11 protein-coding genes are annotated in these 16,496 nt (G+C 70.1%); 7 read left to right on the forward strand and 4 right to left on the reverse strand.

The genetic code is table 11. The features are described from left to right. The first annotated feature begins 262 nt into the window (after positions 1-262). The 4 genes from ABT369_RS48880 to ABT369_RS48895 all read left to right on the forward strand — a co-directional run bounded on the left by ABT369_RS48880 (position 263) and on the right by ABT369_RS48895 (position 6,094). Entirely contained in the window at positions 263-2,908 is a 2,646-nt protein-coding gene (locus tag ABT369_RS48880; RefSeq protein WP_350623918.1) for a family 78 glycoside hydrolase catalytic domain, read from the forward strand. 49 nt (positions 2,909-2,957) lie between these two features. Continuing rightward, positions 2,958-4,280 carry an ABC transporter substrate-binding protein gene (locus ABT369_RS48885; RefSeq protein WP_350623920.1) on the forward strand — a complete coding sequence of 441 codons (1,323 nt, stop codon included), beginning with the start codon at positions 2,958-2,960 and terminating at the stop codon, positions 4,278-4,280. Between the two features lie 69 nt (positions 4,281-4,349). Next, a complete protein-coding gene (locus tag ABT369_RS48890; RefSeq protein WP_350623922.1) occupies positions 4,350-5,279 on the forward strand; it encodes a carbohydrate ABC transporter permease in 930 nt (309 codons plus the stop codon). Then, on the forward strand, positions 5,276-6,094 hold the full coding sequence (locus ABT369_RS48895; RefSeq protein ID WP_350623924.1) for a carbohydrate ABC transporter permease: 819 nt from the start codon (positions 5,276-5,278) through the stop codon (positions 6,092-6,094). Before ABT369_RS48890 ends, ABT369_RS48895 begins: the two co-directional genes overlap by 4 nt. Before the next feature lie 137 nt (positions 6,095-6,231). On the opposite strand, the gene ABT369_RS48900 is transcribed toward ABT369_RS48895, so the two are convergent. Continuing rightward, complete coding sequence (locus ABT369_RS48900; RefSeq protein ID WP_502891927.1) at positions 6,232-7,296, reverse strand: SGNH/GDSL hydrolase family protein; 1,065 nt, start codon at positions 7,294-7,296, stop codon at positions 6,232-6,234. A gap of 3,623 nt (positions 7,297-10,919) precedes the next feature. After that, complete coding sequence (locus ABT369_RS48905; RefSeq protein WP_350623926.1) at positions 10,920-11,501, reverse strand: GNAT family N-acetyltransferase; 582 nt, start codon at positions 11,499-11,501, stop codon at positions 10,920-10,922. Positions 11,502-11,745: 244 nt separating this feature from the next. On the opposite strand from ABT369_RS48905, the gene ABT369_RS48910 reads away from it, so the two are divergent. The 3 genes from ABT369_RS48910 to qcrB all read left to right on the forward strand — a co-directional run bounded on the left by ABT369_RS48910 (position 11,746) and on the right by qcrB (position 14,990). Further along, the gene (locus ABT369_RS48910) at positions 11,746-12,828 is read left to right on the forward strand and encodes a class I adenylate-forming enzyme family protein (RefSeq protein WP_350623928.1); all 1,083 of its coding nucleotides are present in this window, start codon (positions 11,746-11,748) and stop codon (positions 12,826-12,828) included. Next, a complete protein-coding gene (locus ABT369_RS48915) occupies positions 12,825-13,157 on the forward strand; it encodes a hypothetical protein (RefSeq protein WP_350623930.1) in 333 nt (110 codons plus the stop codon). The genes ABT369_RS48910 and ABT369_RS48915 overlap by 4 nt, the downstream gene beginning before the upstream one ends. Before the next feature lie 210 nt (positions 13,158-13,367). Further along, positions 13,368-14,990: a cytochrome bc1 complex cytochrome b subunit gene (qcrB, locus tag ABT369_RS48920; RefSeq protein WP_350623932.1), complete on the forward strand. Its 1,623-nt coding sequence runs from the start codon at positions 13,368-13,370 to the stop codon at positions 14,988-14,990. 30 nt (positions 14,991-15,020) lie between these two features. On the opposite strand, the gene ABT369_RS48925 is transcribed toward qcrB, so the two are convergent. Together ABT369_RS48925 and ABT369_RS48930 are read right to left on the reverse strand one after the other, a co-directional pair. Beyond that, positions 15,021-16,154: an alpha/beta hydrolase family protein gene (locus ABT369_RS48925; RefSeq protein WP_350623934.1), complete on the reverse strand. Its 1,134-nt coding sequence runs from the start codon at positions 16,152-16,154 to the stop codon at positions 15,021-15,023. Beyond that, positions 16,154-16,357 (reverse strand): hypothetical protein, encoded by a 204-nt coding sequence (locus ABT369_RS48930; protein WP_350623936.1) that lies wholly within the window; start codon positions 16,355-16,357, stop codon positions 16,154-16,156. Before ABT369_RS48930 ends, ABT369_RS48925 begins: the two co-directional genes overlap by 1 nt. Between the last annotated feature and the right edge of the window lie 139 nt (positions 16,358-16,496).

The following is a 16,496-nucleotide window of genomic DNA, read 5'->3' on the forward strand; positions in this document are numbered from 1 at the left end:
GTGCCTCCCTTGTAGAACGTATTACAGCAAGCGAAGTGTAGCGAGCTGCCGCATCGGGTGGGTCGTCGCGGCGCACGGTGAAAACTGATCTACGGATAGGAGCTGAACGTCGGCCTTGACAGCCTCTGTGACCGGCACAACAATGGAGAACGCTCTACGAAACATGGCTGCAACCCTGAGTACCCGGGCCGCACACACCCCCTCGTCGCGCCCGGCGCCGACAGTCGCGTAGTTCCACTTTTGAATCGTTTCAGGAGTTCACGTGTCCCTGCGTGTCGCCGGTCTGCGGGCCGACCATCACCGCGAGCCCCTCGGCATCGGCACGAGGACGCCCCGGCTGTCCTGGCGGGTGGAGGACGGCGGCGAGGACTGGAGTCAGGCCGCGTACGAGATCGCCGTGCGCGGCATGGACGATGCCGAGGCCGTGTTCACCTCAGGGCGGGTCGCCTCGGCCGAGCAGGTTCTGGTGGCGTGGCCCGCCGCCGTGCTGGCGTCCCGGGAACGGCGGTCCGTCCGCGTTCGCGTGTGGGGTGCCGGCGCGGACGAGCCGTCGCCGTGGAGCGATGCGCTGGTCGTGGAGGCGGGTCTGCTGGAGCCGGCGGACTGGACGGCCGCGATGATCGCCGCGCGGCTGCCGCTGCCGGCGGACGCCGACGGGCCTGCCGTCCTGCTGCGCCAGGACTTCCGCCTCCCGGCGCGGGTCGTATCCGCCCGGCTCTACGTGACCGCGCACGGCGTCTACGAGATCGAGCTCAACGGCCGGGCCGTCGGCGACCATGTGCTCGCGCCGGGGTGGACCAGCTACCAGCACCGGCTCCGGTACCAGACGTTCGACGTCACCGGTCACCTCACCGAAGGCGAGAACGTGATCGGCGCGTGGCTCGCCGACGGCTGGTACCGGGGGCGCCTGGGCTTCCGGGGCGGTCGCCGCGCCGTCTACGGCGACCACACGGGCCTGCTCGCCCAGCTGGAGGTGCGCTGCGCGGACGGATCCCGGCACGTGATCGGTTCGGACGGGCGATGGCGCTCGGCGCCCGGGCCGATCACCGCGACCGGCCTCTACGACGGTGAGCGCTACGACGCCCGCCTCGAACAGCGAGGCTGGTCGGCTCCCGGGTTCGACGACGCCGCCTGGTCGCCGGTGGAGGAGCTGCCGTTCGACGCCACCCGCCTCGTCGCCCCGGACGGCCCGCCGGTCCGCCGAACGGAGATCCTGAACCCGGCCACGGTGACGGTGACGCGCGACGGGCGCGCGATCCTCGACTTCGGGCAGAACATCACCGGCCGGCTTCGGATCCGGGTGCGCGGCAATGCCGGCGACGTCGTCGTGCTGCGCCACGCCGAGGTACTGCAGGACGGCGAGCTCTATCTCAGGCCGTTGCGCGAGGCGGCCGCCCGCGACGAGTACGTCCTGCGCGGCGGCGGGGTCGAGGAGTGGGAGCCGCGGTTCACCGTGCACGGGTTCCGGTACGCGGAGGTGAGCGGCTGGCCCGCCGAGCTCGGCGTCATGGACGTGCGGGCCGTCGTCTGCCACACCGACATGGCCCGCACCGGCTGGTTCGCCTGCTCCGATCCGCTGCTCAACCGCCTGCACGACAACGTGGTGTGGAGCATGCGCGGCAACTTCCTCGACGTGCCGACCGACTGCCCGCAGCGCGACGAGCGGCTCGGCTGGACCGGCGACCTGGCGGTGTTCGCGCCCACCGCGTCGTTCCTCTACGACTGCGCCGGGCTGCTGACGTCGTGGCTGGCCGACCTCGCGGCGGAGCAGGCCGAGTTCGGCACCGTGCCGTTCTACGTCCCGTGGCTGGAGCTGCTCGGGCCGCCGATGCCGGCGGCGGTGTGGGGCGATGTCGCCGTCGTCGCGCCGCACGTGCTGCACGAGCGCTTCGGCGACGCGGGGGTGCTGCGGACGCAGTACGACAGCATGCGGGCCTGGGTCGATCAGGTCGCCGAGCTGTCCGGCGAGCACCGCCGCTGGGACTCCGGCTTCCAGTTCGGCGACTGGCTCGACCCGGCCGCCCCGCCCGAGAGCCCGGCGGCGGCGCGCACCGACCCGCACCTCGTGGCCACGGCCGCCCACGCGCACAGCGCGCGCCGGCTGGCCGAGATCGCGGGCGTGCTCGGCGAACGAGCCGACCAGGCGCGGTACACGGCGCACGCCAACGCCGTCACGGAGGCGTTCCACGACGAGTACGTGACGCCGAGCGGGCGGCTGGCCAGCGACGCGCAGACCGCGTACGCGATGGCGCTGACCGCGGGAATGCTGGTCAAGGACGAGCAGCGGGAACGGGCCGGGCGCCGGCTCGTCGAGCTGGTCGAGGCCGAGGGCCACCACGTCGGCACCGGGTTCGCCGGCACGCCGCTGATCTGCGACGCGCTCACCGGCGTCGGCGCCGAGGACTCCGCGTACCACCTGCTGCTGCAGCGGGAGTGCCCGTCGTGGCTGTACCCGATCACGATGGGCGCGACCACGATGTGGGAGCGCTGGGACAGCATGCTGCCCGACGGCACCGTCAACCCGGGCGACATGACCTCGTTCAACCACTACGCCTTCGGCGCCGTCGCCGACTGGCTGCACCGCACCGTCGCCGGGCTGGCGCCGGCCGCGCCCGGGTACCGCCGCGTCGCCGTCCGGCCCCGCCCCGGTGGCGGCCTCGCCCATGCCGAGGCCACGCACGACAGTCCGTACGGGCCGATCAGGGTCGCCTGGCGACGGGCCGGCGGCATCCTCACGGTCGACATCGCCCTGCCGCCCGGCGTCACGGCGGTTGTCGAGCTACCCGCCGGGGACCCGGTCGAGGTCGGGTCCGGCGCGCACACCTTCAGCTGCCCGTTCCGTGACGCCGGGGACGATCCGTCTCCCGTCCCCGTCGTCCACCCGTTCGCGCAGGACGCGAACGGCTGACACCCCACCGCACACACCCCCCATCGCGTTGAAATCGGAGGACCCGAACATGGGAAGAGTCTTGCCGCGCCGGCGCATCGGCGCGCTGGCGGCATTCGCGGTCGGCGCCCTGGTGCTCAGCGGCTGCAGCGCGGGCGATCTCGGCTCGAGCGACAGCGGCTCCGGTACCACCATCTCGTTCCTCGCCGACAACTCGGACTCCACGCTCAAGACCGCCCAGGGCCTGGCCGACGCCTTCAACGCCAAGAACACCGGCGTGACCGTGAAGGTCGAGACCCGCCCGCAGGGCACCGAGGGCGACAACATCGTCAAGACCCGGCTGTCCACCGGGGACATGAGCGACGTCTTCATGTACAACTCCGGCTCCCTGTTCGCCGCGATCAAGCCCGAGCAGAACCTGGCACCGCTGGACGACCAGCCCTACGTCGGCGACCTCGACAAGACGTTCAAGTCGACGGTCTCGGCCGGCGGCAAGCTCTTCGGCGTGCCGTTCGGCGGCGCGACCGGCGGCGGCATCCTCTACAACAAGGCCGTGTACGCCAAGCTCGGCCTCCAGGTGCCCAAGACCTGGGCCGACTTCGAGACCAACAATGCCAAGATCAAGGCGGCCGGGATCGCCCCGGTGATCCAGACCTACCAGGACACCTGGACGTCGCAGCTGATCGTGCTGGCCGACTTCCACAACGTGGCCGCGGCCCAGCCGGACTTCGCCGAGCAGTACACGGCCGGCAAGGCCAAGTATGCGAGCACCCCGGCCGCGCTGCGCAGCTTCCAGCGCCTGCAGGAGGTGCACGACCAGGGGTACCTCACCTCGGATTTCGCCTCCACGAAGCTCGAGGCCGGCATCAAGCACCTCGCCGACGGCACCGGCGCCCACTACCCGATGCTCACGTTCGCCGTCGCCACCCTCGTGTCGCAGTCGCCGGACAAGGTGAACGACGTCGGCTTCTTCGCGCTGCCCGGCGACGACGCGGCCAAGAACGGACTGACGGTGTGGGAACCCGCCGGGGTGTACATCCCGAAGACCACGACCGGCGCGAAGCTCGACGCCGCCCGCAAGTTCCTGCAGTTCGTGGCCAGCAAGGACGGCTGCGACGCGATCGCGAAGGCCAGCACGCCCAACGGGCCGTTCCTCGTCAAAGGCTGCGCCCTGGCGCCTGACCTGGCCGCGCCGATCAAGGACATGCAGCCGTACTTCGACAGCGGCGCCAACAGCCCGGCGCTGGAGTTCCTCTCGCCGGTGAAGGGCCCGTCGCTGGAGCAGATCACCGTCGAGGTCGGCTCGGGCATCCGCAAGGCCGACGCCGCAGCGGCCCTCTACGACCAGGACGTCAAGAAGCAGGCCCAGCAGCTCGGCCTGCCCGGCTGGTAGGAACAACCCCCGCCCGTGGTCCCGCGCACCGCGGGGCCACGGGTGCGGGTGGAGGAGGCCCTGGCGATCATGACTACCACCACGCGACCGCACCCCACCGAAGCGGGGAAGCACACCGGCGCCGAGCCGCGCCGCCGTACGACGGTCAAGAGCCCGTACCCGTACTGGTTCTACCTGCCGGCCGCGCTCGTCTACGGCACGCTGTTCCTGGTGCCGACGTTCGCGTCGTTCTACTTCAGCCTCACCCGCTGGACCCTGTTCGACCACGAGTTCATCGGCTTGGACAACTTCCGCCAGTTCTTCGACGAGCCCGCGCTCGTCAAGGGCTTCACCAACACCATCGTCTACGCCGTCGTGACCTCCGGGCTCAAGGTCGTGCTCGGGCTGCTGCTCGCCGTGCTGCTGACCTCGCGGATCCCGGCCCGCGGCTACCTGCGCTCGGTCGTGTTCTTCCCGGTGCTGGTCAGCACGATCGGCGTCGGCATCACGTTCACGGTCCTCATGAACCCCGAGCACGGGCTCATCAACCAGTCCCTCGGCGTGCTCGGTGTCGACGGCCCGGGCTGGCTCACCGACCCGAAGTGGGCGCTGCTGTCGGTGGCCCTGGTCGACGTGTGGAAAGGCGTCGGCCTCGCCACGCTCATCTACATCGCCGGCATCGTGTCGATTCCGCAGGAGTACTTCGAGGCCGCCTCCGTCGACGGGGCGAGCGCGTTCGGCCGGTTCCGCCACATCGTGCTGCCACTGGCCCGCCCGGCCACGGTCACCGTGATCATCCTGTCGCTGATCGGCGGGCTGCGCTCGTTCGACCTCATCTGGGCGATGACCCGCGGCGGGCCCGGCTTCACGTCCGACGTCATCGCATCGGTGATCTACAAGCAGTACCAGGCCGGCTTCTACGGCCTGTCCACCGCGGGCAACGTCGTGCTGTTCCTCGTCGTCACCGCCGTCATCGTCCCCCTCTTCTGGTTCCTCAACCGCAAGGAGGTCGAGCAGTGAGACGCCACCTCACCGGGCTCGCCGCCATCCTCGTCTCCGGCGTGGTGTTCGTCGTTCCGTTCGCGTTCATCGCCGTCAACGCGCTGAAGGACCGGCAGCAGTCGGCGCTGCCGGACTTCTCCTGGCCGGCGCACTTCCGCCTCGTCGACAACTTCGTCGAGGTCGTCAAGGCGCGCGACTACATGCTCATCATCGCCTTCATCAACAGCACCATTCTCACCGTCGCCAGCGTCACCGGCATGGTCGTGCTCGCCGCCATGGTCGCCTTCGTGCTGCAACGCCGGGCTAGCCGGTGGAACGGCGTCATCAACTTCCTGGTGCTGTCCGGCCTCATCATCCCGCCCGCCGTCGTGCCCACCATCTGGGTCCTGCAACGCCTCGGCCTGTTCAAGACCATGCCCGGGCTCATCCTCATCGAGATCGCCTTCGGCCTGTCCTTCAGCATCCTGCTGTTCCGGGCCTTCATCTCCACCATTCCGCGCGAGCTCGACGAGGCCGCCGTCCTCGACGGCGCCGGCCCGCTGCGGTTGTTCTTCCGGGTCGTCCTGCCGCTGCTGCGCCCGGTCGCCATCACCGTTGTCGTGGTGCAGTCGGTGGCGGTGTTCAACGACTTCACCAACCCGCTGTACTTCCTGCCCGGCGACCAGAACGCCACCGTCCAGCTCACGCTCTACAACTTCTCCAGCCAGTTCACCACCCAGTACAACCTGCTCTTCATGGACGTCCTGCTCATCACCGTCCCGCCGCTGCTGATGTTCATGTTCTTCAACCGCCAGATCGTCGCCGGCATGACCTCGGGCGCGATCAAGGGGTGAACCGTCCTGGATGAGGCTGCCGGCAACGAGCGTCGCCACATAGCCGGGCGCCTCGGCGTTCGGGTTGCCGGTGGCGGCGCCGCTGATGACGGCCCCGGCCCGCGAGTGTGCGGAACCGGGGCCGTCAACGGCGTCCGTCAGCCCTGGCCGTTGCCCCAGAACGTCCGGGCCAGGAAGTCGGCCTCCTGCCACCAGCCCTCGGAGTTGGGGTGCGCGGCCTCGTTGCTGTAGTTGTCCGGGAACAGCGCCCGGATCCACGGCGACGGCACGGCGCACATGCCATGGCCGGCGAACAGCGGCCGCACGTCGACGTAGCGAACCCGCCCGTACCGGTTCCCGACGGCGGTGACCGCGTCCTGGATCACGCCGTTCAACCGGTCGCCGAGCCGGTTCATCATGTTCATCTCGGCGCCGGTGAGGTTCCACGCCGTGGTCGGCGGGAAGTGCAGCAGGGCGCAGTTGGTCGGCCCGTTGTCGGGGAACAGCTGTGGATACCCGACCACCTGGACGGTGGCCGCGCCCGACGCCTCAAGGATGCGGCTGTACGTCGCCTCCAGGTCCGCCCGCAGTCCGTCCACCCGCGCGGCGAGCCCGCTCTCCAGCGGTGTGCAGGACGAGAGGTTCATGACGCACTGCTCCAGCACCTGCTTGAATCCCGCGTCGTTGCCGCCGATCGAGATGGTGACGAGGTCGATCGGCATGATCTCCGCCGACCGGCGCAGCATGTTCACCTGGTAGTCCGCCGCGATGGTCCGGTTGGCCGGAAGGTCGTTGCGGTACAGCGACTGCCACGGCTCCATCTCGCTCTGCCGCCAGCTGGCCGGCCGGCCGCTGATCGTCAGGTTGCCGTACGGGATCGGGGCGATCGGCCCGAGATCGGCAATGACGTTGCGGGCCAGCGCGCCCGAGCAGGCGATGACGTCGACCCGTGCCTTGCCGTCCGTGGCGAGCTGCGACAGCGGAACGGCGCTCGGGTACGGGCTCTGCGAGTAGTCCTTGTCGAACGGATCGGTCAGTCGCATCGCATAGCTGCCCTTGGACCGGTGACAGCCGGACCCGTCGCCGCCGAAGTAGTTCTCCCCGCCTTCGCCCGAGGAGTACGAGTCGCCGAGCGCGACGTAGTGCTTGACCCGTTGCGCCGAGGACGGAGTGATCCGCAGCTCGACCGACGGCTCGCCCACGATCTCGCCGAGCGGCCACAGGCTGGCGACCTTGTACGCGTACTGGTGCAGCAGTTCCGTCGTCTCGTCCTTGAACGTCATGGTGTCCTTGCCGTCGAACGGATCGTTCTCCAGGTCGGCGATGACCCGGTACGACGACTCGGTGAGCACGTCCCGCCGCATGATCCGGAACGCCTTTCGGTCGAGGCCCTTCTGCCACTGAACCTCGACGGAGCTTTGGCCGCCCGGGCTGTGCAGTTCCACGCCGTAGACGCTCGGAACCCCCGCGCCGACGATGCTCGCCGAGGAGCTGCCCGGCGGCGCGCCCGCGGACACGTCGGTCACGCCGATGTTCACGTCCCGCAGGTAGTGACCGATCAGTCTGGACCGCCCGTCGATCTGGTACACCTGGGTGCCCGGGCTGTGCAGCAGCGTCGTCGAGCCACCGTTGCTGAAGTCGATCTCGCGGAATTCCGGATCCAGCGTCTCGCCGGTCGCCTGGTCGAAGTACCTGGCGTTGATCAGCACCCGGCAGCGTGGGCCGCTGGCCGTCGCCCGGATGACCATCTGGCTGCCGTCGGTTGCGTTGCTGAAGGTACCGGTGACCTTGCAGTTGCCGTGCCAGGCGGTCAAGGTCGATCCGCTGCCGACGACACCGCCGTCGTCCTCCGGCACCTGCGCCCGGAAGCTGACCTGGGTGGCGGAGGCCGGCGTGCTCGACCCGCGCTGCACCGAGCCGCACGGTTGCGGGTCGGAGGCCGGCAGCGTCGCGAAGCCCTGTGACTCGATCACCGAGCCCTGCTTGCAGATCAGCGAGTTCGGGCCGATGAACGTCTCGTTGAGCGGACTGGTCGCGAGCGCACCGGCGGGGAAGGCGTTGTAGACGCGGTGCACGAGGGCCGGAACGTAGCCGGGGTCGAGCACCATCGGCAACACCGGGCTGTTGCTGCCCTGGTCCAGCACGCCGAGCACCGCCTCGCCGCGCACGTCGGCCGCGGCGCCGGTCAGCTGGTCGGCGTACGCGCTGATCGAGTACGGCATGATCGCCGTGCTGGTCAGACCGCGGCCGTCGTTGGCGGCCAGGTTCGCGCCGTCGGGGTCGGTCCGCACGACGCAGGGCGCCGACAGCTGGGACACCTCCATGCTGAGCAGCGCGGCGAACGCCTTGTCGAGCTCGCCCGAGGCCGGCAGCGTCGGGGTGAACCTGGTGTCGGCGCACGTGTAGATCGCGTACAGCTGGCTGGAGGACAGCCGGCGCGGCATCGCGATGTCGCCGCGCACCGCGAAGGTCACGCCGTCGGGGTACGCGCTGGTGTTGGCGCGGATTGGTCCCGGCCCGGCGGGGTCGCTCACCTTGCCGGGCACCGCGCGGCCCCGGCGGTCCGGCGCCGTCGTGCCGGCCTGCGCGACGTAGGACGCCGTCGAGAACGGCACGATCGCGTCCGGGGTGAGCACCCGGCCGTCGTTCTCGATGATGGGGGCGCCGCCGGCGTCGGCGGAGCGCACGCAGGTGGCGGCGCTGATCTGGGCCTCGGTCAGGCCGAGGTATCGCAACCAGTCCGCCCGCAGCTGCGAGCCCGCACCCGGCAGCAGCGGCGTCACCCCGGCGGTCGTGCAGCGGTACGCCGACTGCAGCTGCGCCTTGGTCATCGTCCGCGGCACGGTGCCGCCCGCGGCGACGGTGTAGGTGATGCTGTCCAACGCGAACGGCGCGAACACCAGGGAGGCTCCACCGGGCATCGCCGCGGTGTCCATGTTGGAGACACGGACGTAGTCGAGGCACTGATGGTCGGCGTTGAGCTGCGCGATGCCCTGGATGTCGTTGACGGGCCGGTAGCTCGTGCACCCCGGCTTGGTGGCCACCGGGGTCTTGCCGGAGCTGTCGAACGAGGCGAGTACCGGTGCGCCGTCGAGCCGCACCGCGTCGCCGAGCGAACGCATGACGGCCGCCGTCGTGGTCGAGCCGACACCGGCGAGGCGGCGATCGGACGGGTTGTCCTGGCCGGTGTTGGTGCCGCCGCCGCAGGTGCCGTCCGGCATCGCCGCGAAGCCGAACGCCTCGATCGTCGCCCGCTGCTGGCAGACCAGCGACGTGCTGCCGGCGAATACCTCCCGCCACGGGCTGGTGGCGAGCTTGGCCCGCGGCACACCGACGCCGACGGTGTGGACCAACGCCGGGCTGTAGTCCAGGTTGGGCATGATCGGCGCCGGGTCGGCCCCGTCGTTGGAGCCCATGGGCACCAGCGTCGCGGTGCCCCGCTGGTCCGTGCTCTGCCCCAGGATCTGCTTGACGTACTCGCTGATGGTGACCGGCATCAGGGTGTTGTTCGGCAGCGCCCGGAGGTCGTTGGCCGCAGCGCTCAGCGTGCGCAGGCACGGATAGTCGCCGTTGGCGATGTCCTCCTCCCAGATGCCCATCTTGCTCAGCCAGTACCCGCGCAGCACGGTGTTCTTCGGCGGCAGCGCCGGGGTGACCGGGATGCCGGCGATCGTCGTGATGAGGCAACGGTAGACGCGTTGCATCTGGACGAAGGTGAACGCCGCCGGCAGGTCCGACCCGAGCTGCACGGCCGCCGCCATGTTGGCGTACATCGGGTCGGCGCTGGCAACGATCGGCGCTCCCGTGCCGCCGGTCTGCCCGGTGATGACGCCGAGGCCCGCGTTCGCGCGGGTGTCCGCGTTGCGCTCACGGACGAGCTGGCTGATGTACTGCGCGGTCGAGAACGGCACGATCGACGTGTTGTCCAGCGTCGAGGCGTCGTTGTCCCGGGCGACCGTCCCGACGCAGCTGAAGTCGTGGTCGATCTGCGGCTCACTGATCGACAGCATCGACAGCCACAACGCACGCAGCTGCGATCCCTTCGGCGGCAGCAGCGGATGTACGGCGGTGTCCTGGCACGAGTAGATCGCCCGGAGCCGCGCGGTGCTCAGCTCCCGCGGCACGCTGGTCGTGCGGGTGACGGCGTATGTGGCCGAGTCGCGCCCGAACGGCACGTACTGCAGGTCGGTAGTCGCCGGTGTGCCGACGCCCGGCTCGCCGGAGTACCGCACGAAGTCCAGGCAGTTGTCGGCCGCCCGCAGCGACCCCTCGACGGCGTCGACCCCGGCGGTGTCGGTCACCGGCCGCGTCATCGTGCAGGCGCCGGCCGCCTTGGTCTGGATCGTCGCGGAGCCCTTGGCGTCGTACGATCCGAGCACCTCCTGCCCGTTGACGGTGATCACTCGTGCCAGCTCGTTCATCAGCGGAGCAGTCGCGCCACCACCGACGCCGGACAGCTGCCGGTACCCGGTAGGGTCGGCGTACACGGGCTCCGGGAAGACGAACCCCGGCATGACGATCAGTCCGGCGACCAGCGCAAGAACCGTCGACAGAGCGCGTCGCCGCCGTGGCCGGCGACGCGATTGCGGCAACACAGGAATACTCATGGCTTCGGCCAACCCCCGTCAGTCTCAGCGTGCTGTGCGAGGCAGCGTATTGATCGCCGTCCCGCGCCGTGAGCTCCGCGCCGGAACGGGACATGAACAGACGGCGTTCGACGGACGGCGAAACTCCTTCGCGCGATGAACGACGCTCAACCAAACAGGGCACGAACGTGGGTGCCGCCTCCGGCTCGGGGTAGCAAAGCACTCGAGTGCCGGGCCACGTCTCGGGAGGGAGCGAGGACTCAGCGGGCGGAAACCGGCTCGGACGGAGGCCGCCACTCCCGTTTGATCAGCCCGAACACCCACGAGTCCGAGACCTCGCCGTTCACGACGCAGTCTTCCCGCAACGTCCCTTCACGCACGAACCCGAGCTTCTCCAGCACGCGGGCAGATGCCGCGTTGCGCGTATCGGTCTCGGCCTGGACCCGATTCAGATCCAGCGTGTCGAATGCCCACTCCAGCAGGACGCGCGCGGCCTCCGTCGCGTAGCCGCGGCCCCACACTGCATCGTCGAAGCAGTAACCCAGCGACGCGCTACGGTAGTCCGGATTCCACCGCGTCAGGCTGCACCAGCCGATGAACGCACCATCGCAGACACGATCCACGGCCAGCCGCGCCCCGGTGCCCTCATCTGCCATCTGCCGGCAAGCCGTGATGAACCGCTCGGCGCGCGCGAGTTCGTTCCAGGGCGGCGCGTCCCAGTAGCGCAGAACATGGGGGCTGCTGTGCAGCACGAAGAGGTCGTTCGCATCCGCGTCGTCGAAGGGGCGCAGTCGAAGGCGAGCGGCGTGCAGCGTGGGGGCGGGTAGCGACATGCGCGTCATGTTCCCTCCCGTGAGCGGTCGCCGGTCCACCAAACATCCGATGCCGGCCACTCGCAACCGACTTTCTCGACGGCAGGCACAACGACGTGTGCGGTTTGCATCTCGACGATGCTGCACAGTCCGGCGGACGTCACATCCGGGCCGTGCCGTGTCGCTCGGCCGGACACCGCTGACAGCGGGGACGTCAGCGGGCTGCCATGCGGAGGGCGCCGTCCATGCGGATGGTCTCGCCATTGATGTAGTCGTGTGCGATGACCATCGTTACGAGCTGGGCTCGGCGGCGCGGGCAACTGCTGCGCGTATCTGTTCTTCGCATCATCCCGCCGCCAGCGCGCTCGATACATCGCACGTGCAGGCCGCCCTGTTCGGCGGAGCGCCGGTGCCACCGGAGCTCGCACCAATCCTTCGAGAGCTCTTCCCGAACGCGGCCCTGATCAACGGATTCGGCTGTACGGAGTCGACCGGCGTGCTCACTGCGCTGCCCGACGAGCTCGCGATCTCGTGCTCCGGGGCGATCGGCTTGCCGATGCCGGCGGTCGAGGTGGAGCTGCGCGACCCGGACAGGTCCGGAGCGGGGGAGCTCTACGTGCGGGGAGCCAGCATCATGGCCGGCTACTGGAACGGCACCGGCGTCGACGCGCTGCCCGACGGTTGGGTCAGCAGCGGCGACATCGCACGGCGGGACGAATACGGCGTCCTGTGGATCGTCGACCGCGCCAAGGATCGCATCAGCCGAGGCGGGGAGAAGGTGTTCTCCATCGAGGTCGAGAATGTGATCATCGGCGCACCGGGCGTCTTCGAAGTCGCTGTCGTCGGGGTCCCGGACCGCGAGCTCGGCGAGCGCATCGGAGCGGTCGTCCACGCCATGCCCGGGCACACCGTCGACCCGGAGAAGGTCGCCGCCTACGCGCGGGAGCATCTGCCCAAGTTCAAGCGGCCCGAGTTCATTCATGTCAGCGGCGAGCCGCTGCCGCGAAAACGCGGGCGGGAAGATCCTCAAGGCGGCCCTTCGAACCGACGTCGAATGGAAGCGTGCTGTACCGCCCGTCTGCCTGAGAATGGGGCTTCACGCGCCCGGCCGGCACGATCTCGTCGCCGCGGATCATGTGCCTCCCTCTCCGGCGGGCACGGTGACCCGCAGTACGAAACGGCCGCCGACACCGTGCCGCCGCCCGCGCCCGCAGGCCCGCGATGCCGCTCCAGTCGCCACCGAGCCGCTTTCACCTGGCCACGCAGCTCGCCGCCGGGCTTCCCGCCAGGTCGGTGCGACCGTAGCCGAACGGCTCGCCGGCCGAAGGATCGGTGCCGGGCGAGATCCTCAGCGTGACCGTTCACGACGACAGCGCCAATGATGCGGATCCGCGCCAGGACCCGGCGGGCGTGTGCGACCGCGTTGCAGCGCTCGGCGGCACACTGTCGCTGACCGGCCCGGCCGGCCGCGGCACGTCCCTCACCGTGATGCTGCCGGTGGGCGAGCAAGACTGGCCGGGCGCGGAGGCCGAAGCCGCTGACAGCCCGTCGAATCCGCCCGCGCCGACCGGCACCAGGCTACCGACAGCTTCGCGTCCGCCTTGGCCGCAGCTCGATGATCTCCTGAACAGCGCCAGGTGGTGCGCAACGGCCACGCCCGCCGTGGAAGGTGAGGACCTCGGCTGAGGTGCTCGCGCCTCCGGGGGCGACGTAACTCCGCGGCGCGGCCCGGGCTTGGACGTCGTGGCAGCGGGTAGCTGCGCGAGATGGCTGCGAACCCGTTCGAGGTGCAACGGAGCCGGCACCTGGGCGTGCACTCCGGCAAGGGGTGAGTCCACCGGCCTCCGGTCGTGGCTGCAGATCACGGACGGCCGGACCTGCTTTCTGGGAGCTGCCATGAGACGACGCAAGACCGATCTGCGGGCTCTGCCGGCCAACTCGGCGAGAGCGGTCGACGAGCGTTTCCAGGCGGCGACACCGTTGCGTCGCCTGTTCAACAAGGTCTTCCCGGACCACTGGTCGTTCCTGCTGGGCGAGATCGCGCTCTACTCGTTCATCGTGCTGCTGCTCAGTGGTACCTTCCTCGCGCTGTTCTTCGACCCGTCCATGCGCGAGACGACGTACACCGGCAGCTACCGCGCGCTGCGCGGGGTGGACATGTCGCAGGCGTACAACACGACGTTGCAGCTTTCGTTCGACATCCGCGGCGGACTGTTCATGCGGCAGATGCACCACTGGGCGGCGCTGCTGTTCGTGGCCGCGATCGTGGTGCACATGTTCCGCGTCTTCTTCACCGGCGCGTTCCGCAAGCCGCGCGAGGCCAACTGGATCGTCGGCATCCTGCTGTTCTGGATGGCCTTCCTGGAGGGCTTCGCCGGCTACTCGCTGCCCGACGACGCGCTGTCCGGCACCGGGCTACGCATCGCGAGCGCCATCGTGCTGTCGATCCCGATCGTCGGCACCTGGGTGACCACCTCGCTGTTCGGGGGTGAGTTCCCGGGCGAGATCATCCTTCCCCGGCTGTACATCGTGCACGTCCTGCTGGTGCCGGCCGCGCTGCTCGCGCTCATCAGCGTCCACATGGGCCTGCTGGTGAAGCAGAAGCACACGCAGTGGCCCGGCCCCGGCCACACCAACGAGAACGTGGTCGGCGTGCGGATGTTCCCCGGCTTCGCGGTCAAGTCCGGCGGCTTCTTCATGTTCGTGTTCGCGATGATCGCCGCGCTGGCCGGGCTCGTGCAGATCAACCCGATCTGGCTGTACGGGCCGTACAAGGCCGCGGTGGTCTCGGCGGCGAGCCAGCCCGACTGGTACGTCATGTTCCTCGACGGCGCGGCCCGTCTCATGCCGGGGTGGGAGATCCGGTTCACCTTGTTCGGCAACGGCTACACCCTCCCGCCGATCTTCTGGCCCACGGTCGTGCTGCCCGGCCTCATGGCAATATTGCCGATGCTCTATCCCTTCATCGAGCAGCGCTTCTCGAAGGACAGAGCCGTCCACAACCTGCTGCAGCGGCCGCGGGACAACCCGTCCCGCACCGGGCTCGGGGCGATGGCGATCACGTTCTACGCGATCCTGCTGATCTCCGGCGGCAACGACCTGCTGGCGGACAAGTTCCACATCAGCCTCAACGCGATGGTCTGGGCGGGTCGCATCGGCATCCTGACCCTGCCGGCGCTGGCCTACTACGTGTCGTACCGGATCGCGCTGGGCCTGCAGCAGCACGACCGCGAGGTGCTGGCCCACGGCCTCGAGACCGGCATCATCCGCCGCCTGTCCGACGGCCGCTTCGTCGAGGTCCACCAGCCGCTCCCGTCGGACGGCGACGGCCGGCGCGCCCCGGAGGAGCGTCGCCTGGAGTACTCGGGCTCGGTGGTCCCGAAGAAGATGAACCGGATCGGTGCGCTCGCCCCGACGGTGAAGGGCTTCTTCTTCCCGATCGAGAAGGCCCCCGATTCGATGGCTCGGCGCGAGTCCGAAGAGCGCGACGACGGCTCTTCGACGCGCGAGCCCGAGTAGCCCGGGCGGCTGGGCACCCGCGGTCGGGCGTCAGCCCATGAACCGCACTTCCGGGAAGGCCGCGCTCGGGCCCTCGAGCAGGCGCTGCCGGCGGCCGCGCAGGTGCAGATCGAAGAAGGCGAGCGGGTAGGCGCGCTGGATGCGCACCGCCCGCGCCGGGTCCAGGGTGCCGATCCAGTTTTCGAGCTCCTCGTCGCTCATGCCCATGCTCCGGGCCGCTTGCGGAATCAGCCACTGGTGGTCGCAGTACCCGGTGTGCGGCGCACCCTCGGCCTGCACATTGAGCCGCCAGCCGTGCAGCAGCGACCAGAATTCCTCGACGGGCTCCTCGGCCCGGGTGAACTGCGCGGACATGAGCATGAACGGGCGGTCGAGGTCGGCGGGCCGCGGCGCGGACTCCATCGGACCGTCGAGGCTCAGCCCGGCCCGGACCCGCCGGTCCTCGTGCATCACCAGCGCGGTGGCGGTCGCGCCCTTCGACCAGCCGAACATGCCGATGCGGCCCGGGTCGAGCGCGGCGCCGAGGCCGGGCGGCAGCGGGCGGCGCTCGGCGTCGGGGTTGCGGCCGGCGGCGAGGTCCCCGACGCGGTCGAGGACGAACCGGATGTCGTGGGCGTGGTCCCACGGGGTGACCGACCGGTCGTCGTCGGGGACGACGAGGCGGCCGCCGGGCAGCTCGGTGTACGAGTCGTAGGCGTGGTCGACGGTGACCACGACGTAGCCGTGGCTGGCCAGCTCCTGCACCACGATGGTGGTCTCGGAGCGGTGGCCGCCGGCGCCGTGGGAGTACACGACGACGGGAGCCCGGGCGGGCAGCGCCGCGGCGCCCGCGTGGCCGGCGGTCAGCGGCCCCGCGATGTCCGGGTCGAACCCGTTGTCGGCCAGCAGCGCGCGCAGCGGCGTGGCGGCCATCCACGGAGCGACCGGGTGGCGGCGCAGGTCGCCGACGGCCGGGTACCAGACGCCGGCCATGAGCTGCCGCTTGCCGTCGACGAGGTGCAGGGTCGCGGTGCCGATCGGGTGCGGGCCGGTGGGCCGGGGCAGGGTGAGCCGGGCCGGGCCGGGACTGGCCGCCCACCCGCGCCCGGCGCCGGCCAGCGGTGCGGCGGCCGCGGCGGCGAGTGCGGTGGTGAGCAGGTTCCGGCGGGTCAGGGCGATGGTCATCAGTCCTCCGGGGTATCGGTGGTCTCGACACGCGCGATGAGCACTTTCAGCCGGCCGATCTCTTCGGCGAGCGCGGTGGCGCCGACGGGGGTCAGGATGATCCACGTGCGGCCGCGGCGGCCCTCGCAGCCCTTCTCGACCCCGATCAGGCCCGCTGTTTCCAGGACGCTGAGGCTGTCGGCGGGTGCCACACCGGGAGCCATGCCAATAGGTTTCCGTAAGAAACTGATTGGCGCAAGTGGCAAATTTCGTGGAGTGGTGCCGGGGTCGATTGCGGTGGCGCGGTGTGAGGGCCAACCCTGGACTGGTGTGGGGGCCGCCCGTCACGGGCCGCATGCGCTC

Source organism: Dactylosporangium sp. NPDC000244, from assembly GCF_040300725.1.
In the GTDB taxonomy this organism is placed as follows: Bacteria; Actinomycetota; Actinomycetes; order Mycobacteriales; family Micromonosporaceae; genus Dactylosporangium.